Below are 20,613 nucleotides of genomic sequence, written 5' to 3'. Positions count from 1 at the left end.
TGAAGGACGGCGCGGCAAGTCGATCCCGGCGCGCCGCGCGTCAACGGACGGCGTGGTCCGCGACGTCCGGTTCCGTGAAGTGTTCGGCGATGCAGTGGCGCAGCCGCGGCCCGAACACCGCGGCGATGTCATCGGCCGAGTACGGCGCGATGGCGTCGTCGATACCGAGCGCGCGGTCCACCTCCTGCTGGAGCCGTGTGAAGATCCGCTGCGCGGCGTGCTCGTCGTGCAGGTACGTATTGAGCGCGGCCGCCGTCGCCTGCGCCGCCGCCGCGTCGAGCCCGTGCGCCGCGAACGCATCGGCCGACCATTCGTCCGCGCCGCGCGGCGCGGCGCGCATTGCGTCGATCTCGGCCAGCAGCGCCGGCCCGTGTGCGCCAAGCGTGGCCACGCACATCCGGTCCGCCGCGGCGACAAGCTGGTTCAGCCCGGCCGTCATCTGGCGCAGCACCGTCCCCGCCGGCCATTGCCGCGCGCGCGCGATCTCGGCCTCGTCGCCCTGCAGCAGCATCGCCAGATCCTCGCGGGCGATCTCGTGCGCGAGCGGGCTCGTGTGTTCGGTGGACCAATCCTCGAAGCGCGCCAGCGCGTCGCGGAACGCGTGCGTTCGCGCCTGCCCGGGCACCGCGTCGAGCGCGACGATCAGCGCGCGCAACTGCTGCGCCGCCCGCACCGCGAACAGGTATTTTTCGGCTTCGAGCTTCAGGAACGCCGCCGCATAGCGGTAAAAACCGGGCTCGGCCGCGCTCGCTTCGGCGCCTGCCAGCGGCGCCGACTCGATCATCGCGCGGTAGGCCTGCTCGACCATCGTCTGCGGCCCCGCACACACCGAGTTGCGACCGACGAGCAGGCCCGCCGCCTCGGCGATCAGGTAATACGCGTCGCTGGCGAGGCACGGCGCGGCCGGATCGCCGCCGGACGCCATCCGCTTGATCAGCGAGATATGCACGATCCGGTGCATGCCGAGCGAGATCCGGTAGATGATCGACGGCACGACGGGAATGCCGTCCGGGTCGGCCGGCTGCTCGCGCCGGCGGATCAGGTACGCGGGCAGCAGCTGGCACAGCTTGCTGATGAACCACAGGTCGAGCATCGACACCGCGCCGTCGTGGCCACGCAGGCGGCAAACCCCGTCGCGCAGCGTCGAGATGGTGGGCAGCACCAGGTGCCAGTGGTTCGCGAACTGCCGCAGCGACGAGATGTTCATCGGCAGCGTGTGATGAAACCGGCTGCCCTCGTACTCGCAGCGCGTGGCCTCGATCTCGATGCCGTCGCGCGCGTCGGCCGGCGCGATCTCCTCGCCGAGCGGGCGAAAGAAACTGTCGCGATAGGCGACCATCGAGCCCAGCATCGAGCGCCAGTAGAACTCCGGTTTGTCGAGCGCGCGCGGCCCGTGATAGCCGGTCGCGTACAGCGCATCGATGACGGTGAAATCAAACTCGTTCTGCATCATGGCTTCCTGAAGAGACACGGCCGCCGGCACGGCGGCCCGATAGAACGAACGGCGTGGCACCGGCGCGTCAGCGCGGCATCGACATCGGCTTGCCGGCCCTGTCGGCCGCGCGGCGCCACCGGCGCGCGAGCGCCTGCCACAGGCTCGCGAGCTCGACCCGGCAGAAGGTCCGCACGGCGCGGGGCGACCACCACCAGTAGTTCACGTTGATCGAATCGCTCAGCGATTCCACGTAGTGCCACCAGCCGGGCGGCAGGTACAGCACGTCGCCCGCCTCCAGCACGAAGTCGTGGCGCGGCGCCGACTGCACGCGCGGAAACAGCGCCGGGTCCGGATCGCTCATGTCTACCGGGCTGAAGATCACCGGCAGGTCGCGGCGCTGCCGGTAATACACGTTGGCGGACTGCTCGGGCGCGAACAGCACCCAGCGCTTGCGGCCGTACACCTGCACGTTCAGGTTCTCGTGCCGGTCGAAATGCATCGGCGACGAGATCCCTTCGGGGCCGAGCCAGAAGCCCGGCCGCAACACCAGCCGGCGCCGCAGCCAGTGCGGCATCCAGCCGGGAAAGCCGTGCTGTTCGTGCAGCGGCGTGATGTCGTCCTTCAGCTCCGGCGCCGTCGAATAGATCGCCGCGTAGGTGATGTACGCGGTGCGGGCGCTGCCCTGCGCCTGCATCGCGCGGATCGTCGCGCCGAGGCGCGCGGTTTCGTAGCGGCGCGCGCCCAGGTAGAGGTCCGGCTGCGTCGGCGTGGGCGATAGCTGCGACGTCTCCACCGTGATCTCGTGCTCGCCGTAACGCTCGACGAAGAAATCCGGCGTCCAGCGCGTACGCGCGGGCCATGCTTCGATGAATCCTTCCAGCACGGCCGGATGCTTCAGTCCGGCCAGAACGTCGCGCATGCTCCGGCTGCCGTCGTAGCGAATCCGCGGCATCGGCACAATCTTGCTGCCAGTCATCGTGGGGCTCCTGTCGACAGGAAGAAAATCAGGACACCTGCCAATCGCCGTCGTGGCGCAGCACGTCGCCGGGCAGCCAGCGGATCACCCGGGTGGCGCCGCCGAGCGCGCCGACGCGCGCGTCGATCTGGTCGAGCGTGTCGGCTTCCGCGGGCTCGCCGTTGATCCAGCCGATGTCGCCGATCTCGGTGGCGATGCCGCAGAACCCGTTCGCATACGGCGCGAACGCGCGGGCGCCGGCGCGCGCGCAGAGTTCGCCGATACCAGACGGACCGAGCGTGATGGACGGGCCGTCGCCCGCTTCCGCGACGTGCGTCAGGCGCTGCAGGTCGGTCATCGGCAGCACCATCCAGAACGTGAACAGGCCCTGCCAGAACGGCGGCTTGCGCAATTCGCGGCAGCAGCTCAGGACCAGGTCGGGCTGGCCGCGCCGGGCGACGGACCGGTCGATCACGTCCATCACCGAGCCCTTCGCGTCCTCGCCGCTGTCGACGAGCAGGATCACCGAGAACTGCGGCGTCGTGACCCGGTAGCAATTGCCCCAGTTGCGCACGTCCTGCGGCGGCACGGCCGCGCCGATGGTCGGCTGCTCGCCGTAGAACGGCAGGATGTCGATCTCGATGTCGCCGATCCGCACCGTTTCGCCCCAGCCGGGCGCGAGTACCGTCTGCCCGACGTCGCGCAGCGACTGCTGCATGTCGTCCTGCGCCAGCAGCGACGCGACCGGGATGTGCGGCACGACGACCGGCACCGATCCGTCGCCGCCGTGCCGCAGGATGGTCGGGATGTGCCAGTGGTCGAGATGCCCGTGCGTGACGAGCATGCCGTCGATCCGCTGGCCCAGGTTGGACGGCGCGCGATCGAGATCGGGCAGGCCGACGTTGCCGCCGATCGCGAGGCTGATCGGGTCGGTCAGCAGGCGGGTGGTTTCGGATGCGATCAGCAGCGACGCGTGTTCGAGCCGCTGGATGCCGGGGCCGTCGAACGCCGGCCACGCCAGCGCCGCGTCGCCGTCCGGCCGTTCGCAGCCGAGCAGGCGGGGGTCCGCGTACAGCTCGGACAGCGGCTGCCAGTGGTTGCGCTGCAGCGCGTCGCGCAGCGCGTTCGCGATCTGCGGCACATCGGCGGCGGCGGTGTCGAGCACGATCGGCTCGCCGTGCCGCGGCGCGAGCGCGAGCGTCCAGCGATCACGGTGCTGATGCAGATCGTAGAGCAGCGCGCGGCTCGCGATGCAGCCGCCGGCCGCCACCGAATCCGGATCGAACAGCCCGGCCAGGAACGGATAACGCGCAATCGCGTCGCGCAACAGCGCGGCGCAGGCGGCCGGTTCGAATTTCGCTTCCATGAATTGCTGCATGAGCGCGTCCTGCCGCTCGATCAGCAAGCCCAAATCATGCGCGCGCGAAGCCAGAATGCCTGTATTGAGGAAGACCCCCAGGCGATCATCGACAGACATAGTGTTATTTCCCTCGGATTCTCTCGGCGAAACGCAGCGTGCTCCCGCGCGCGCCGTCACCGGGCCGCGAAATGCCGCATCGTTCCTTTATCTTTTCTTGCGCGCTGAGTAGCGCGACGCGTCGACAGTCAGGCCGACAGCGCGGCCCGCACGCTCAATGGCCGCATGTCGGTCCAGTTGGCGTTGATCCATTCGAGACAGGTGTCCCGGGTTCCCGACGGGCCTGCCGCCCGCCAGCCTTCCGGCACATGCTTGTCGTCCGGCCAGATCGCGTATTGTTCCTCGTGATTGACGACTACCTTGAAAACGGCGTCGTTTTGCGGCGTTTCGGCTTCCATGTCTCTCTCATTTCAATAATCGATCACACGTGTCGCACGCATCAAACAATTCGATTTTTCGATAAAAACAGCCCGCCCCGTTCGCGCCTGGCAACGATGCAAGTATTTTGAAATCGAAGCGAGCAGACTTTACCATAGGCCATCTAAAATTAATTACATTTCTATTGCATGAAAACAAAATAAATCATAATCACCGACATCCAATAATCCCGATCATTGTTTCATAAATATGCTAACCGATAGAAGACGATCAGCCTCTTCGATTAAATAGATAATCGGTGCAATTGTTTGAAAATTTTTTATAGTCGGTTTTTTAAAGCGGAGTCCCGACGCATGGCCTTGCTACCCAGTACCCTCACCATTCCGCTCGCGCGCCCGACGGCGCGGCACCGGCTGCTGGTGTTCCATCATGCGTGCGGCGCGGCGGCCAATTACTACCGGTGGGGAGCGTCGTTCCCGGACGACATCGAGGTATGGCTGATCGAACTGCCCGGCCGCGGCAGGAGCCTGGGCACGCGCGCGATCGACACGCTGCCCGAACTGATCGACTTCCTGCGGGCCCTTCGGCCGCTGCTGCCGCGCGACTATTCGGTGTTCGGCCACAGCATGGGGGCGCTGATTGCGTACTGTTTCGCGCGCGACATGACGCAACTGGGGCATCCGCCCGTCTGGCTCGGCGCCTCCGGCACCGATGCGCCGTTCTACCCGCATCGCCACACGCGGCTCGATGGCGCGCCGGTTCACCTGCGCAATGACGCGGAGATCGTCGACTATGTCGTGTCGCTCGGCGGCACGCCGCGCGAAGTGGTCGAACACGACGCGCTCCGGGCGATGCTGCTGAAGCTGGCCAAGGCGGATTTTCGTGTGGTCGACGAGTGCTTTCCGCTACCGTCCGCGACGGCGCTGCCGTGCCCCGTCACGGTCTTCTCGGGCCGCGACGACACGGTGCCGAGCCCCGCCGGGCAGCGTGACTGGATGCGCGCGTCGCGGCACCCGGTCAGCTTCCGCGAGTTCGACGGCGGGCACTTCTATTTATTGGAAAACCCGGCCGTCGTTCAGCACGCGATCGGCCAAGCGTTGGCCGATGCGGGGCGGTGCGACACCGCTGTGGGCGCGATGCCTTCGCTGATGTAGTGGCCGGTGGCGTGGCGGCGGGTTGGGTGGGGAGACGGCGCCCGTTAGCCGCTTCGAGTGTGCCCCGTCTTTCGCGCCCCACCCGGCTCGCGGTCAGTGGCCAGCCATCCGATAACGGAAATACTGCTTGTCGACCCACTCGACGCCGTGCCGCCCGTCGCTCAGCATGTCGTTTCGCACCCGCACCGATCCGAACGGTTCGAACCCGAGCCGCAGGTAGAGCCGGTGCGCGGCGGCCGCATTGCCGTTGCTGCGCACGATGACGTCACGGTAGCCGGGCGCCGCCTCCTCGACACAGCGCCGCACCAGCGCTTCGCCGAGCCCGCGTGCGCGCCAGCTCGGCGCGACCGCCAGTTCCGCGATCGACAGCACGGGCCCGTCGCCGAGCGTCGCGCGCAGCGACGCCGGCAGTTTGCGGTCGTAGCACGAATCGGCCGACAGCAGGAAGCCAGCCAGCGTGTCGCCGGTCACCCACAGATGGCAGCGCGCGGCATGCTCGCGGAACAGCCGGTAGATCCAGCCCCGTTCCGCGGCCTCGTCGAGATAGTGCCCGGCGTAGGCCCCGGTCGTGAACGCCTCCATGTAAAGCGCGAGCACCTGCCGTTCCCATGCGTGGAACAGACCGATCCCGCCCGTGCGCATCTCGCATCCCGTCATCGCGCCCGCCTACCGGTCGAGCTGGTAGGCAGTGCTCACCAGCAGCGACGAGCACAACGTGGCCAGCTTCGCGAGCGGTAGCCCGGCTGGATCGAACCCATAGTTCGGATAGAAATACTGGCCGAGCCCCTGCACTTGCCGCTCGATCACGATCACGCGGCGATCGCGCGGCGCCGTCTCGATGATCCGCTCGACGATCTCCGTCTTGTTCTCGATGTGGATCGACAGGATGACGATGTCGCACGCGCCGTAGTCGTAGGCCGCGCCATCCGCGTGGACCATCTCGATCGCGTCGCGGCGATAGCGCGCCGGATGCAGTGCGCACAGATGATCGACGAAACGCTCGCCGGTTCGTAGCGATTCCTCGCTGAGATCCAGCCCGACGATGCGCGCGCCGCTGAACGACTGCATGAACAGGAGCGAAAGCGGCATGCCGCCGGATCCGACCATCGCCACTGTCGAATCCGAGCACATGTCCGACAGGAATATCTCGGTCCGCGCGAGCAGCCGGTAAATCTCCGCGTAGTACTCCTTGATGATTAGGAGCAGCCCCTCGCTCGACGGCCCCGCGCGCAACACGTCGCTCATCTGCCGCTCGAAGCGGACCTCGTTGTCGAGCGACAGCGCCTGAAAGCGCTTCATGTATTCGCGCACCGTCGCGTCGCGCAGGAAGCGTTCCGTCTCATGCGCATCGAGCACGGGAGACAGCAGGTAGTTGCGGATCAGCAGCGTCTTCGCGAAACAGGCGCGCAGATCGTGCCGGTCCGGCGACACGAACATCTCGTCTATCCAGCGATGAATCTGGGTCTTCACAAAGTCGATACGGTGCTGGGTATCGTTGGCCGCACAATGCGGCGCGAGCGGCAGGTTGGTCAGCATGTCGGTGTCGATCCAATCTCGGGTTGTGGGGCGCCGGCGAGCCGGCGTCAGATCCATGCCTTCGGCAGCGCGGCGAGGCGTTCGCGCGCCATCGGGCGAGTCTGGCCGAATGGCGGGTGCGCTTTCTTCTGCAATGCGTGCGCGAGCATCGTCGGCATCCGGGCAAACAGGAACACCGGCGTGGCAAGCACGGCGGGCACGCCGAGTTCGAGCAGGATCGCTGCGGCGGCCGCATCGATGTTCGGCGGCAGGCCGCGCACGTCCTGCATCGTGTCGCACACCGCCCGATACGCGTCGAACGCCGCCCCGCCGACACCCAGCCGCGCCGCGTGGTGCTCGAGCGCGGCGGGCCGCGGGTCGCGCTCGAGCAGCGGGTGGCCGAAACCCGGAATCCGGTCGCCCGCACGCACACGTTCGGCGACGCAATCGCGAATCTCGGCGGACGTCTTGCCGACGAGGCGCGCGAGAAAGCGCGTCGCGTCGCTGCAGGCGCCCACGTGCGCGGGGCCACTGCCCGTCAAGCCCGCGATCAGGTTCAAGTCGACGCTCGCGTAGGTGCTGGCCGAGAAGCGCGGCAGCGCGATGGTGGGCGCGACGAGGCCGAAGCCGCCGTGCAGCGCAACCAGCAGAACATCGAACAGGCTGGCCTGCGCGTCGCGGGACGCACCGCCGCCCAGGCAGTCCAGCACCGCCGCGCTGAAGCCGCGCGTGGCGCCTGCCGAGGGCGTCCGGGCCGCCGTCTCGCAGGACACCTCGCGCCACACCGACAGCAGGCGCGGCAACGCGGCGACGATGCCCAGGCCCGTTGCGATCTCGGCGCCCTGCCCGATGTCGCGCAACGCTTCGGGCAACGCGACCGGCCGCGCGGGCGGCCCGTCGGCGAGCCCGGCCGCGACGGCCGCCGCGAGAAACACCTCGGGCCGGCGCTGGCGGCGCGCCAGCTGCGCGGCAAGCAGGCCATCCTCGGGCGCACCGTCGTCAGCCAGCCGCGCCGCCAGCGCGCGATCGAGCGCGCGCACGTCGGCGGCGTCCGGCATCCGGCCCGTGAGCACGTGCAGGATCGCGGCGGTGAAATCGACGGACTCGATCAGTTGCAGCAGATCGACACCCCGCACGGTGAGCCGGTCGGGCGCGATCGACACCGCGTCGATCTCGCATTCGTCGCGCGCGGCGCGCGGCCGGACAGCCTCCCGCGCCGGCAGGTCAGGGTCGAGTCGCATCGGCGGGCCTCGTTTACTGCCGCGCCGGCTTCGCGATCAGCACCTCGAAGCCGATCGCGAGCATCCCCGATCCCTTCGACACTTGCGCGTACTCGCCGATACCGGCTTCGCGCAGCTGCTCGATCGACTCCGCCACCGTGAACTTGCCGTCGAGATGGACCGGATGGACGTTCGCGGCCGCGCGCCGCTCGTTGAAGAACGCGAGCGCCTCCGGATCGGGATCGCTGCAGGGCTCGTGAATCAGCGCGAAGCCGCCGGGTGCGAGCGTGCGGAAGATCTCGCGGTACGCGCCGACAGGATCGGCCCAGTGATGCACGACCGAGCGGCCGATCACCGCGACGAACGTCGCGTCGTCGAACGGCAGCGCATGCACGTCGCCCGCGCGGATCTCGATGCGCTCGCCCAGCCCTTCCGCGCGCACGTTCTGCTCGGCGCGCTGCACCATGTCGTCGAAATAGTCGACCCCGACGAAGCCCAGCGGCGCGAGCGACGGGACGCGAGCCAGTTCGATCAGGGTACGCGCGGTGCCGGTGCCGACGTCGAGCAACCGGCCCGACGCGATGCGCCGCTGCGCGAGTTCGTGCTCGACGCGTTGCACGAGATTGCGGTTCCATTCGAGCGTGAACGCGTCGACGTAATGATCGTAGGTGTCGGCGTTGACTTCGGCGGGGGTGTTGGTACGCATGCAGGTCTCCAGTCGTGAGGTCGAGGGGTAAGGCAGCCGCGGATTCATCCGACGGCGTGGCGCGCGCCGGCCGGTGCGGCGGCGGGTGCCGCGCCGAGCCTGCGCATGAGCCGCAGGAAGATCGTCAGGTACACCGTCTGGCGCACGACGCTCACGCCCGCGAGCAGCGCGAACAGCTGCGTGAGCGCGAGATGATGCGTGACACCGAGATAGATCGCGCCCGGGGTGACGATCCAGGAAAAGAACAGGCCGAGCGCCATCGCGTACGCCGGGCGTTCGAGGATCTGGAAGCAGCCCGTCACGAGGTTCGTCAGCAGATAGCTGAAGACGAACAGCGGCACATAGTCGAGCAGCGCACTCGCGACGGCGATCACGCCGGCGTCGGATGCGAGAAAGCGCAGCGCGAGCGCGCGCAGCAGGAAGAACGCGATGCTGATCGCGGCCGTGAACAGCACACCCAGCAGCATCACCGACTGCAGCGCCGCGCGGGACGGCGCCCGGCTGCGCACGAGATGGCCGATCCGGATCATGAAGACCATGCTCAAGCCCTTGATCAGGATGAAGCCGATCGTCATCAGCTCGAAGCCGATGCCGTAGCCGCCGATCGCGCGCACGCCGTAGCGGGCGATCATCGAATAGACGGCTGTGTTCGCGAGGAAGGTCAGCGTCTCGAGCGCGGCCGACGGTACGAAGATGCGCAGCAGCCGGCGCTGCGTCGGCCACTCCACGCCGGGGCGCGGCAACGCGACCTGCTCGCGGCGCAGCCGGGGGCGGATGCATCCGATGCTCCAGCCGAGGTACAGGCTTTTGGTGATCCACGCGGTCAGCGCGAGGCCGAACAGCTGCAGCGTCGGATGCTGGCCGAACAGCCCGAACACGAGCAGCGGGTCGAGCAGGTTGTTGATCACGCCGCACACGATGCTGATGCGCGCGGGCGACTTGGTGTCGCCATACGTGCGCATCGCCGCCGAAAGCGTGGTGCTGAGCAGCGTGAGCGGGAAGCTGCCGATGACGAGCGCGTAGTAGCCGAACATGCGGTCGCCGTGGAACTGACCGCCGGAAATGAACATCATCAGCGGCGCCCGCGTGCCGATCAACGCCAGCACGACCAGCACGCCGATCCCGCCCGCGAACACCAGGCTTTGCACGAACAACCGGCCCTGGTCCGCACGGGGTGCCTTGGCGAACACCGCGACGAACGATTCCTCGAAGCTCTTGCTGAGGAGGAACATGAAGGTGACGACGCTGCCGTTGACGAGCGCGAGCAGCGCCATGTCCTCGGCCGGCAGGTCGCGGATCCAGCGATAGTCGAACAGCGTCATGCAATAGCCCGCGATCGACGACAGCACCATCGGATAGAGCATCAGCCAGGTCGCACGCACCTCGGCCGCGAACTGCCGTATGCGTTCGGCGCGCGACGCGCCCGACGCGACGGGCGTGGCGGTGGCGCGATCATCGGACATGAGCGTGCCTCTCGTCGATCAGGCGCGGCAGCTTCTGGCGCGCCGAGAAGCGCAACGCATCGCGGCCGAGCACGTCGAGGCGGCCCTCGCCCTTGTCGATGCACTCGCGCACGTCCTCGATCTCGAGCAGCGCGCCGGCGAGCCGTGGCGCGAGCGGTGCGAGTTCGTCGTCGGCCAGGTCGACCGCGACCTTCAGGCAATCGCGCCCCTGCGCGTCGGCGCCCAGGCGGAACTGGCAATCGAGCGGTCGGCCGGCGCACGCCGCGAGCCGATCGGCGAGCAGCGCGACACTGACGAGATTGCCCGCGAACTTGAAGCGCTGGTCCGCACGGCCCTGCAGCACGACGACGGACCCTGCCTCGCCGCACGCGCAGCGCACCGACGGTCCGATGCGCACGCGATCGCCGATCCGGTAGCGGAGCATCGCGAGGCCCGGGTTCGCGCGGCTCGTGACGAGCAACTGGCCGTCCTCCTCCTCGAGGAAGAACCAGTCGTCGAGCACGTGGTAATGCCCGTCATCGCAGTGCGGCGTGTGATAGCCGAGAAAGCCCGTTTCGGTGGTGCCGTACAGTCCGAAGAATTCGGCATTGCGCCAGCAGCGCCGCACGATCTCGCGCTTGCGCGCGGGGAACGCCTCGCCCGTGTAGAGGATCTTCGTCACGTCGAGGTCGACGCCGTGCGCGTCGAGCAGCCGCAGGCATTGCAGCACGCTCGTCGGCGTGCCGACCAGGACGTTGGGACGGGTGCGGCCGATCAGGTTCAGCATCGCGGGCAGATCGGCGCCGTAGGCGTCCAGCCGCCCGATCGGCAGCACGTTCGCACCGATCGCCTCCAGCAGCCGGTTCACGCCGTCGTACAGCGTGGAAAAGCCGCCGGCGGTGAACAGGTTCGCCACCCGGTCGGTCGGCGCGAACACCCTGCCCGCCAGCGCGTTCGCGAGCGCCCGGCCATAGGTCGCATCGGGCCGCTTGCGCGATGTCGCGCTGAGCAGCAGCTTGGCTTCGCCGCTCGTGCCCGACGTGGTGTAGAACGTCGCGCCGGCGAGACCGTCGTGATCGAGGCGCTCCAGCACGCGCCGTTTCAGGTCGTCCGCGGTCTCGATCGCGACCTGCGCGCGGAACGCCGCGTAGCTGGCCACGCCCGCCGGCAGCAAGCGCGCATAGTGGGCATCGTACGAAAGCGCTTCGCTCACGGCGGAGGAATCGAAGCGGGTCGTGCGGTCGGACATCGTGGGCTCCAGGTTCAGGCGGCCGTCATGCGCTTTCGCGCAGGAGACGCAATGAGATCTTCCCCGTGCTGGTGACGGGAAGGTCGTCGACGAACCGCACGTCGGCGATACGCGGATACAACGGAAAGGCGGCCCGGTAGCGGCTCAGGATCCTCGCCTCGAAATCCACGTCCGCGCTGGCCGGCGACGGACGGGGCACGACGAACACGGTCAGCGCGCCAGTCTGCGGATCGGCGAGAAAATAGCTTTTCGCGATGTCGTCGAACGCATCGAAGTGCTGGTGCAGCAGGCTGACGTTGATGAGCCGGCCATTGCACTTGACCGTCTCGTCCTTGCGGCCGACCCAGAACACGATGCCGTCGTCGCGGCGAAACACGAGGTCGCCGGATTCGAGCGTCGTGAATCGCTGAAGACTGCCGTCGGGCAGCAGATAACCATGCATCGCGTACGGCGTGCGGTAATGCAGATGGCCGGTTTCGCCGGGCGCGCACGGCCGGCCCTGCGCGTCGACGATCGACAGCTCGATGCGTGGATCGATCGGACGGCCCGGCGCGACGACGCCCTCGAAGCAGTACGAATCCAGCCGCGGCAGGTCGTCCGGCGTGAGCAGCAGCGCGAAGATCCGCGGCCCGGACTCCGTCTGGCCGAAGTTGTTCCAGACGCACGCACCGAGCGCGAGCAGGCGGCGCACCTGCGCCGCGTAGATGCGGTCGGAAGCATTGAGCACGACGATCCCGTCGAAACGCACGCCGGGCGTCGCCTCGGCCAGTTCGCACACGCGCTCGGCAATGCTGCGGATCAGCGGTGCGAAGCGGATCCGGCCACTGCAGAGGTAACCGAGCACCTCGTGCGCGGTCAGCGACGCCCGTTCGAGCCAGACGGTCGCGCCGGCCAGCAAGCCGTTCATCAGCGTCGAGAAGCCGTACATGTAGTGCGTCGGGAACATGCACAGCACGCCGTCGCCGGGCTGCACGCCCAGATAGCGGCCGACCGCCAGCGCGTTCTCGACGAGTTGCGCCTCGTCGTAGACGACCAGCTTGGGCGCGCTCGTCGTGCCCGAGGTCATGAAGACGATCTGCGCGCGCGGCGCGTCGGTGTCGGCCCACGCGTCGGCGTCGTGCCCCGTCTCTTCCGCATCGGCCGCCGCCGGGTCGAGCACGACAACCGGCAGCCCGTCGCAGGCGATCGACCGGGTCGCGACCACCGCGAGTGCGTCGAGCCGATATTGGCGCAGCGCGGCGGACAGCATCCTCGGGTCGCACAGGACGATCCGGCAGCCGAGCGTCGACGCGAGCAGCGTGAACAGGAAATAGTCGAACCCCGAGAATCCGACCGCGATCAGACGGCTGCGCCCGCGCAGCTGCGGTTCCAGGGCGCCGAGCGCCCGCCGGGCGGCGCGCACCCGCGCGCGCAGGTCCCCGGCGGTCAGGCTCGCGCCATGCAACATGATCCGCCAGCTCGCATCGCGGGCAAGCAGCGACGCGAACTTCATGCGGCCGCTCCTTCCAGCACGAGCGAGGCGGCGAGCCCGCCCATGCCGAACGAGTTCTTGAGCACGCGCCGCGCGTCGCTCGGCGTCGCCGTGCGCACCACGTTGACGGGACACTCCGGCGCCTGCTCGTCGAGATTGACGGTCGCGGGAATGAAGCGCTCACGCAGCCCGATCACGGTGTTGAGCACCTCCATCGCACCCGCCGTCGCGATCAGGTGGCCGTGCTGCGACTTGTTGGCGGTGACGGGCATCTCGGGCCGCATCGGGAAGATCGCGCAGATCGCCTCGGACTCGTGCTTGTCGTTGAGCACCGTCGACGTGCCGTGCGCGTTGACGTAGTCGATATCGGCTGGCGCGCATCCCGCGTCGTCCAGCGCGCGCTGCATCGCGAGCCGCATCTCGAGCGACTGCAGGTGCGGAATCACGATGTGTTCGGCGGCCAGACTCGCACCATAGCCGGCAACGCGCGCGAGCGGCGTGTCGCCGCGGGCGCGCACGGCCGATTCGCGCTCGATCAGGAACAGCACCGCGCCTTCCGCGAGCACGAAGCCCGAGCGACGCACGTCGAACGGCCGCGAACGATGCCGGGGGTCGAGGTTCAGGTCGGTCGAGATCACGTCGAGCGATTCGAGCCTCGCGAGGTTGAGCGGATTGACCTTGCCGGATACGCCGCCGACGATGGCCGCGTCGACACGCCCCTGGCGCAGCGCGAGCATGCCCATCCCGATCGCCTGCAGCGACGCCGAGCACAGGCCCACATGCGCAAGCGCGCATCCGCTGAACGGGATGTGGCGATGGATCGCGCCGAACACGGAGGTCGCGTCGCCGCTCACGAATTCGCTCATGCGCATGTGCGACACGAGCACCTGGATCAGCGCGTCGCGCGATTTGTCGCCGTTGACCTTGTCGACGAGCTCGAGCGCGCTCTGCACGTCGGTAGCCGGCACGTCGACGCCGACCAGGCAGCCGATGCGTTCGGGCGCGTAGTCGCGCGCGACGAACGGCGCCTGCGCGAGCAGGCGTGCGGCGGCGAGATCGCCGTACAGCTGTTCGGCCGAGATCCGCCGCGCCGATGGCCAGCGCACCCGTTCGTTACCTTCCTCGGGTACGCCCGCATGCTGGGTCGTATAGGTCGAGCAATCGAACTTCTCGATCCTGCGAATGCCCGAGCGGCCTTCGCGCAGCGCGGCGTGGAGCGCGTCGTAGCTGCCGCCGAGCGGCGTGACGGCGCCGAATGCGCTGATCACGATTGCGTCCGATCGCGGCTTCATCGCCCCACCCCGCTCAGTTTGCGCACGAGGATCGCGCCGAGGCCCGACGACACGCCGATACCGTTGACCAGCACGGGCGCGCCGACGGGTATGGCCGGGTCCGCGATCGCCAGGACCAGGTCGATCAGGTTGTTCGCCCGCCCGGTGTAGCCGACGTGCGGCTTGTACGCGTGCATGACGGCATTCGGCCAGGCGTTCTGCACGGCGTTGCGCTCGGCCTTGCCCAGCGAGGGTTCGCCGTTCTGGTACAGCACGACGTGCGGCACGCCGAGCGCGGCCTCGCCCGGAAAGCGGGCGAACAGCCTCGACCAGTCGCCGCTCGACACGGACGTATCGGGCTTGTACAGCGAATGGACGTCGAGCACCTGCGCGCAGGGCGCGCGCCCCTCGCGCGGCGCACCTTCGACGACCACGCCGACCGCCCCGAACGCCGGGATGATGCCGACCGGGTGCGACGCGGTGCGCAGCAGGCCCATCTTCTCGAACGCGCCGACGTTGTCGGGCGCCGTCATGTCGCCGACCGCCGCGATGATCGCCCGGTCGATCGCGCCGCCCTCGATCTGCCGGTGCGCCTCCTCGAGCGCACACAGGCTGGTCAGCGACATCCGCTGCAGCGGATAACCTTCGCCGCGCAGTTCGAATAGCTTCGAGATCTGGTACAGCGCGTTGGTGGTCAGCAGGCGCAGCATGTCGAGCGGATTCAGGTGCGCCTTGACCTCGCCGAAGTACCCGCAGCTATCGACACCGCGACGCTCGTGCAACGGCGCGAGCACGGCCATCGTCGCATCCTCGCCCTCGACGCCGGTAAACACCGCGAACCGCTCGCGCTCTTCGGCCGTGTAGGGCCGGCCGGCCGACGCCGCGTCGAACGCCTCGGCGGCGACTTGCAGCGCGAGACGCGAACTCGGATTCAGCAGCGAACGGTCCTCGCGCGCCATGCGCTGTACGAGCGGGAACGGCAAGTTGACGCGCGCGTAGTCGCCGGGCTTCGCTGCCGGCGCGAGCGGTTCGCGCTCGGCAAAGTCGACGTCCAGCAGCGACGCGATGTCGGGAAAGGCGGCCGTCGCGATGCCGAGGCCGGTGATGTACGACATGGCAAATCCCCATTCACGTGAGTCGGGAATCGATCGGGTGCGAGACGCCGCGCCGCGCGGCGCGGCGTCCCTGCAATGCGGCGGGAAGGCCCCGGTCAGCTGAACTGCGCGATGCGGCGCTCGATGTAGTTCACCGAGAAGTGCTCGTAGAGGTCCTGCAGGCTGCATTTCTCGTGGCCGTTCCAGCTCATCACGTCGCACACCTGCTGCCAGCCGGCATCGGTCCATTCGGTGCCGGTGTGGTATTGCGGATCGAGCAGCATCCGGTTGAACGGCCACAGGTTTTCGAGGCTGATGCGGTTGTCGACCTTGTCCTTGAGCTCGTAGCACAGGTCGACGTAATCGATCGAGCTCATGTTCAGTTCGCGGAACAGCGACGCGGAGTCGGCCACCTGCTCGGGACCGCTCAGATAGAGGATTTGCGCGACGATGTCCTTGATGTCTTCCTTCATGCTCCACTCTCCTTGAGTCACGGGGTCAGCCACTGATGTTTTCGCCATTGCCGAGATCGATCACGCTTCCGGTCGTTGCGAGCGAGCCGTTCGCGAGCAGAAGGACCGCGCGCGCAACCTGGTCGGGCTCGAGGATCTTCCGCATCGGAATCTGGCGATAGAACGCCGCCGCGTCCTGCGACGCGAGAAAGCGCTCGAACAGGTCGGAGCGCACGAATCCCGGCGCGACCGCGTTGACGCGCACGCCGAAGCGCGCCATCTCGAGCGCGAGGGTTTTCGTGAAACGCTCGATCGCCGCCTTCGACGCGCCGTACGCGCCGTTACCGACCTTCGGCTTGCGCGCGGCAATCGACGACACGTTGACGATCGCCCCGCGCCGGCGCGCCTGCATCCCTTCTCCGAACGCATGGCAAAACGCCATCGTCGCGCCGAGGTTGATCCGCAACGCTTCCCAGTAGCGGGAGAACGAGTCGCCGATCAGCATCGCGTCGTCGTTGATGCCCGCGTTGTTCACGAGCACGTCGACGGCCGCCTCCGCGTTCACGCGGTCGGCGAACGCCTGCACGGCTGCCCAGTCGCCACCGTCGACGCGAAAGCCCCGCGCCGCGCCGTCGTATGTGCGCTCCAGCGTTTCGGCCAGCTCGGGATTCGATCGATAGGTGAAGTAGACGGCATGGCCGTCGGCGATCAGCGCATCGACGATCGCGCGCCCGATCCCGCGGGTGCCGCCCGTGACAATCGCAAGTTTCGTCATGCGTGGTGCTCCCAGCTGAGGATGCCGTCCATCACGCTTTGGCCGTCCGCATTGCGCAGCTCGACGTGCGCGGTGGTACGCGCGCCGTCCTGCTGCAGGCGCCGCAGGCGCGCGCTCAGGCGCTGGCCCGGCCGCACCGGGCAGATGAAGCTGACCTTGCGCAGCGTGAGCGGCGGGTGCGGGCGGTCCGCCGCGAGACCGAGCGCGTCGAACAGCATCGCGATCGCGAGGCTCAGGCTGAACGAGCCGGGCAGCACGGGAAATTGTTCGAAGTGCTCGTCGAAGAGCGGTGCGGCACTCGCCACGTCGATCACGCCGAAGTGTTCGCCGGCGATCGTGGCCGCCGGCGTCGCGGTGGCGGCCATCACGGCCGTTCTCCCGGCGCGGCGGACGCGGGCCGGCGAGCCGGCATCAGCGCGACGAACACGGTGCCCGACGCGACGGCCGGATACATGCCGGCGTCGGCGTCGCGCGCCGATACCTCGACACGGTATCCATCGCCGTGTTTCGCGACGGTGCCGGCCAGCGCGAGCCGCGGATAGCCGTCGACGTGGCTCAGCGTCAGTTCGCGCAGCTGCGCCGGCACCATCAGCGCCGGCTCGCCGTGCATCGCGCGCGCCGCCTTGACCGCGAACTGATGCAGCGCTTCGATGACAAGGAGCGCCGGTCGCGCGCTTGGCCAGTCGCGATACCGTCGCGGATCGGCGTCGCCCGCGAAGCGCGCGGGATCGGACGGATCGCGGATCACTCGACAAAGGGCAAGAAAGCCTGGCCGCGCCGTCTCGCTCCCCCTCTCAAACCTGGTATGGCTCATTGTTATGCCTTGTTATATCTGTGTTTTGGCTTCCCGAACCCCGGCGACCGCTCTCACATCGGCCGGTGTCGTGCGAATCGACTGCTGATTGGCTGCGAGTGTATCGATTCGTCGTCGAAAGAAACGATCATGCGACCAATTGCAGAAACGGGCGACGAACCGCGCTTGGCGCCGATGGAATGCAACGCGGGTGCGCCCGACCGCGCGCCGTGCCGGTGCGCGCAAGCGGGCGCGGCCGGCCGCCGCTCGTCGGGGAGGAATGCCGTTCGTCCGCGCGTTCCGCCATTCGTCGCACCGCGCAATACGGGGGAGCGGTTCCCGCTAAGGTGGCGACATCGATCAGATACCCCGGGAGGCGCCCGTGTTAGCGGCCAGCTTGAGTTATGTCACGAAAACCTATGGAACAGGTACGCTCGCCGTCGCGGCGGCCGACGATGCGTCGCTCGATATCGTCGCGAACCGCTTCACGGTGCTGTCCGGCCCTTCCGGCAGCGGCAAGACGACGCTGCTCAATCTGCTCGGCGGCATCGATCGCCCGACGCGTGGCGCCATCACGGTCGCGGGCCAGCGGATCGACGCGATGAACGAAAACGGGCTGGCGGATTTCCGCGCGCGCCACGTCGGGTTCGTCTTCCAGTCGTTCAACCTGCTGCCCGTGTTCAGCGCGTTCGAGAACGTCGAATATCCGCTGACCCTCCTCGGCGTCGCCCGCGCGCGACGACGCGAGCAGGCGCTCGCGCTGCTCGACGCCGTCGGCATGGGTAACATGGCGCATCGCCGGCCCGGCCAGCTGTCGGGCGGCCAGCAGCAGCGCGTCGCGATCGCGCGCGCGCTTGTCACCGAGCCGGCGCTCGTGCTGGCCGACGAGCCGACGGCCAACCTCGACAGCGCGACGGGCGCGGCCATCATCGGGCTGATGCGCACGATGCAGCGCGAGCGGGCGACGTCGTTCGTCTTTTCGTCGCACGATCCGCAGGTGATCGCCGCCGCGGACGACGTCGCGATGATCCGCGACGGGCGCGTGGTCGAAGTCCGTTCCGTTGCGTCGCGCGAGGAGGCCTGCCAATGAGCCTCTGGGTTCTCGCCTTCCGCAACCTGTTGCGCAATCGCCGCCGCTCGTCGACGACGCTGCTCGCGATGATCGTCGGCCTGACCGCGATCCTGCTGTTCGGCGGCTACGCGCGCGACATCAATTACGGACTCCAGACCAGCTACGTGCGCCAGGGCGGCCATCTGCAGATCCAGCACCGCGACTATTTCCTGTACGGCAGCGGCGACCCCGTCTCGTACGGGATCGGCGATTACGGCAAGGTCATCGATACCGTGCTCGGCGACCCGGAGCTGGCAAGCAAGGTCACGGTCGTGACGCCGGTGCTGACGATCAACGGTATCGCCGGCAACTTCGCGGCGGGCGTATCGCGCACCGTCTCGGGCAGCGGGATCGTCGTTGCCGACCAGAACCGGATGCGGCAGTGGAACGACTACGGTTTCGCCGACCGGCCGACGCCCGTCGCGCTGACCGGCAGCGCGCCGAACGCCGCCGTGATCGGCACCGGTGTCGCACGCGTGCTGCACCTTTGCGACGCGCTGCGTGTGCCCGGTTGCCGCGATCCGGCGGCCGCCGCCCCGGCCGACGCGTCGGACCTGCCCGACGACATCGCGTCGCTCTCGCGGGCCGAGACCGCCGCGAAGCCCGCGCACCCCGCCGGCCTCGCCCGTCTCGAACTGCTGACGTCGAATGCGTACGGTGCGCCGAACGTCGCCGCACTGTCGGTGATCGCGGCGCAGAAGCAAGGCGTCAAGCAAATCGACGACATGTTCGTGCAGGTCCATCTGCCGCAGGCGCAGCAACTCGTCTACGGCAGCGGCCCGAATGCGAAGGTGACGTCCGTCGTCGTGCAGCTCAGGCACACGGCCGACCTGCCGGCCGCGCGCGCGCGCATCCAGACGCTGCTGCGCACCCGGCTCGCCGGCGAGCCGCTCGAGGTGCTCGGCTTCGCGACGCTCAATCCGCAGTACGGCCAGGTCACCGGTATGTTCGGCGCAATCTTCGGTTTCATCGCGGTGCTGATCGCCACGATCGTGCTGTTTACGGTGGGCAACACCATGAACATGGCCGTGATGGAGCGCACGCACGAGATCGGCACGCTGCGCGCGCTCGGCCTGCGCGGCGCCGGCATTCGCCGCCTGTTCGTCTGCGAAGGCTGCCTGCTCGGCCTGTGCGGCGCGGTCGCAGGCACCCTCCTCGCACTCGCGGCGGGCTTCGCGATCAATCGCGCCGGCCTGCACTGGACGCCGCCCGGGCAGACCGACCCGGTCGCGCTGTCGGTGCGCGTGTGGGGCGAGTTCGGGATGATCGCGCGCTACGCGCTCGGCGTGACGATCGTCGCGACGTTCTCGGCCTGGCTGCCCGCGCGCCGCGCGGCGCGCCTGCCGATCGTCGACGCACTGCGCTTCGCCTGACCGGGAGACCGACACCATGACATTGCCCATCCGGATCGCGCGCGCCGCCGCGCTGCTGCTGGCGCTCGCCGCCACCGCCGCCGCCGCGGACCCCGCGGCGCAACAGCTGCTCGCGCAAAGCGACGCCGTGCGCAACCCCGACAAGCCGTTCGGCCTGACGACGACCCTGCTCGAATTTCGCAATGGACAGCAGACCGACGCCGAGATCCTGAAGGTCTACTCGAAGGCGGACCCGGCGACCCGCCAGTTCCGCACGCTGGTGCAGTTCGTCGCCCCTGCCCGCGACGCGAACAAGCTGATGCTGAAGAGCGGCAACGATCTGTGGTTCTACGATCCGTCCAGCCAGGCCAGCGTGCGGATCTCGCCGCAGCAGCGTTTGCTCGGCCAGGCCGCGAACGGCGATGTCGTGACGGTCAACTGGGCGAACGACTACGACGCGTCGCTCGCCGGCGAGGAGGACGTGGCGGACGGCGAGCACCAGACCCGGCACTGCTACCGGCTGCACCTGACGGCGCGCGCACCGGATGTCACGTATCACGCGATCGACCTGTGGATCGCGAGCGACACCAAGCGGCCGGTCAAGGCGCGCTTTTTCGCGGCGAGCGGCAGCGTGCTGAAAATCGCCTACTACCGGCACTACCAGGAGCAGCTGGGCGCGGCACGGCCGACGGAAACCGTGATCATCGACGGCCTCGATCCCGGCTGGGTCACGGTGATGCGCTACTCGGACTACGCGTGGCGCGACATTCCGGACGCGTGGCTGCAGCGCGCGTACCTGTCGCGCTTCAAGGCCGACTGAGCG

General features: G+C 68.4%; 21 protein-coding genes. 4 read left to right on the top strand and 17 right to left on the bottom strand.

Going from position 1 to position 20,613, the window contains the following annotated elements; genetic code table 11:
* Positions 1-40 precede the first annotated feature (40 nt).
* The 4 genes from ACTRWB_RS16075 to ACTRWB_RS16060 all read right to left on the bottom strand — a co-directional run bounded on the left by ACTRWB_RS16075 (position 41) and on the right by ACTRWB_RS16060 (position 4,205).
* The gene (locus ACTRWB_RS16075) at positions 41-1,450 is read right to left on the bottom strand and encodes a hypothetical protein (protein ID WP_446902449.1); all 1,410 of its coding nucleotides are present in this window, start codon (positions 1,448-1,450) and stop codon (positions 41-43) included.
* 70 nt (positions 1,451-1,520) lie between these two features.
* Entirely contained in the window at positions 1,521-2,411 is an 891-nt protein-coding gene (locus ACTRWB_RS16070; RefSeq protein ID WP_446902448.1) for a cupin-like domain-containing protein, read from the bottom strand.
* 28 nt (positions 2,412-2,439) lie between these two features.
* The gene (locus ACTRWB_RS16065) at positions 2,440-3,768 is read right to left on the bottom strand and encodes an MBL fold metallo-hydrolase (RefSeq protein ID WP_446902447.1); all 1,329 of its coding nucleotides are present in this window, start codon (positions 3,766-3,768) and stop codon (positions 2,440-2,442) included.
* A gap of 227 nt (positions 3,769-3,995) precedes the next feature.
* Positions 3,996-4,205, bottom strand: coding sequence for an MbtH family protein (locus tag ACTRWB_RS16060; RefSeq protein ID WP_193102776.1), 210 nt, complete (start codon positions 4,203-4,205; stop codon positions 3,996-3,998).
* A gap of 333 nt (positions 4,206-4,538) precedes the next feature.
* Between ACTRWB_RS16060 and ACTRWB_RS16055 the strand changes: the two genes are divergently transcribed.
* Positions 4,539-5,339, top strand: a complete 801-nt coding sequence (locus ACTRWB_RS16055; RefSeq protein ID WP_446902446.1) for a thioesterase II family protein — start codon at positions 4,539-4,541, stop codon at positions 5,337-5,339.
* A gap of 93 nt (positions 5,340-5,432) precedes the next feature.
* Here ACTRWB_RS16055 and ACTRWB_RS16050 read toward each other — a convergent pair whose 3' ends face one another.
* From ACTRWB_RS16050 to ACTRWB_RS15990, 13 genes are all read right to left on the bottom strand, one after another.
* Entirely contained in the window at positions 5,433-5,996 is a 564-nt protein-coding gene (locus ACTRWB_RS16050; protein ID WP_446902445.1) for a GNAT family N-acetyltransferase, read from the bottom strand.
* 9 nt (positions 5,997-6,005) lie between these two features.
* Entirely contained in the window at positions 6,006-6,875 is an 870-nt protein-coding gene (locus ACTRWB_RS16045) for an SAM-dependent methyltransferase (RefSeq protein ID WP_446902444.1), read from the bottom strand.
* Positions 6,876-6,922: 47 nt separating this feature from the next.
* Positions 6,923-8,095: a citrate/2-methylcitrate synthase gene (locus tag ACTRWB_RS16040; RefSeq protein ID WP_446902443.1), complete on the bottom strand. Its 1,173-nt coding sequence runs from the start codon at positions 8,093-8,095 to the stop codon at positions 6,923-6,925.
* Between the two features lie 13 nt (positions 8,096-8,108).
* Positions 8,109-8,780: a class I SAM-dependent methyltransferase gene (locus tag ACTRWB_RS16035; protein WP_193102781.1), complete on the bottom strand. Its 672-nt coding sequence runs from the start codon at positions 8,778-8,780 to the stop codon at positions 8,109-8,111.
* Positions 8,781-8,824: 44 nt separating this feature from the next.
* Positions 8,825-10,243 carry an MATE family efflux transporter gene (locus tag ACTRWB_RS16030; protein WP_446902442.1) on the bottom strand — a complete coding sequence of 473 codons (1,419 nt, stop codon included), beginning with the start codon at positions 10,241-10,243 and terminating at the stop codon, positions 8,825-8,827.
* Complete coding sequence (locus ACTRWB_RS16025) at positions 10,233-11,471, bottom strand: hypothetical protein (protein WP_446902441.1); 1,239 nt, start codon at positions 11,469-11,471, stop codon at positions 10,233-10,235. Before ACTRWB_RS16025 ends, ACTRWB_RS16030 begins: the two co-directional genes overlap by 11 nt.
* Before the next feature lie 25 nt (positions 11,472-11,496).
* Positions 11,497-12,963, bottom strand: coding sequence for an AMP-binding protein (locus tag ACTRWB_RS16020; RefSeq protein WP_446902440.1), 1,467 nt, complete (start codon positions 12,961-12,963; stop codon positions 11,497-11,499).
* The gene (locus tag ACTRWB_RS16015) at positions 12,960-14,234 is read right to left on the bottom strand and encodes a beta-ketoacyl-[acyl-carrier-protein] synthase family protein (RefSeq protein ID WP_446902439.1); all 1,275 of its coding nucleotides are present in this window, start codon (positions 14,232-14,234) and stop codon (positions 12,960-12,962) included. Before ACTRWB_RS16015 ends, ACTRWB_RS16020 begins: the two co-directional genes overlap by 4 nt.
* Entirely contained in the window at positions 14,231-15,328 is a 1,098-nt protein-coding gene (locus ACTRWB_RS16010) for a beta-ketoacyl synthase N-terminal-like domain-containing protein (RefSeq protein WP_129518054.1), read from the bottom strand. The genes ACTRWB_RS16015 and ACTRWB_RS16010 overlap by 4 nt, the downstream gene beginning before the upstream one ends.
* A gap of 95 nt (positions 15,329-15,423) precedes the next feature.
* The gene (locus tag ACTRWB_RS16005) at positions 15,424-15,780 is read right to left on the bottom strand and encodes an acyl carrier protein (protein ID WP_129518053.1); all 357 of its coding nucleotides are present in this window, start codon (positions 15,778-15,780) and stop codon (positions 15,424-15,426) included.
* Positions 15,781-15,805: 25 nt separating this feature from the next.
* Entirely contained in the window at positions 15,806-16,534 is a 729-nt protein-coding gene (locus tag ACTRWB_RS16000; RefSeq protein WP_129518052.1) for an SDR family NAD(P)-dependent oxidoreductase, read from the bottom strand.
* Positions 16,531-16,899, bottom strand: coding sequence for a hotdog fold domain-containing protein (locus tag ACTRWB_RS15995; RefSeq protein WP_446902756.1), 369 nt, complete (start codon positions 16,897-16,899; stop codon positions 16,531-16,533). Before ACTRWB_RS15995 ends, ACTRWB_RS16000 begins: the two co-directional genes overlap by 4 nt.
* Positions 16,899-17,282 (bottom strand): hypothetical protein, encoded by a 384-nt coding sequence (locus ACTRWB_RS15990; protein WP_343492017.1) that lies wholly within the window; start codon positions 17,280-17,282, stop codon positions 16,899-16,901. Before ACTRWB_RS15990 ends, ACTRWB_RS15995 begins: the two co-directional genes overlap by 1 nt.
* 427 nt (positions 17,283-17,709) lie before the next feature.
* Between ACTRWB_RS15990 and ACTRWB_RS15985 the strand changes: the two genes are divergently transcribed.
* The 3 genes from ACTRWB_RS15985 to ACTRWB_RS15975 are packed head-to-tail and all read left to right on the top strand — an operon-like array spanning position 17,710 to position 20,610.
* Positions 17,710-18,417 carry an ABC transporter ATP-binding protein gene (locus ACTRWB_RS15985; RefSeq protein WP_446902438.1) on the top strand — a complete coding sequence of 236 codons (708 nt, stop codon included), beginning with the start codon at positions 17,710-17,712 and terminating at the stop codon, positions 18,415-18,417.
* Positions 18,414-19,811 carry an ABC transporter permease gene (locus tag ACTRWB_RS15980; protein ID WP_446902437.1) on the top strand — a complete coding sequence of 466 codons (1,398 nt, stop codon included), beginning with the start codon at positions 18,414-18,416 and terminating at the stop codon, positions 19,809-19,811. Before ACTRWB_RS15985 ends, ACTRWB_RS15980 begins: the two co-directional genes overlap by 4 nt.
* A 16-nt stretch (positions 19,812-19,827) precedes the next feature.
* On the top strand, positions 19,828-20,610 hold the full coding sequence (locus ACTRWB_RS15975; protein ID WP_446902436.1) for an outer membrane lipoprotein-sorting protein: 783 nt from the start codon (positions 19,828-19,830) through the stop codon (positions 20,608-20,610).
* Positions 20,611-20,613: the final 3 nt, after the last annotated feature.

The organism is Burkholderia sp. YIM B11467 (assembly GCF_052952715.1).
This window is presented reverse-complemented; position numbering and strand designations above follow the sequence as displayed.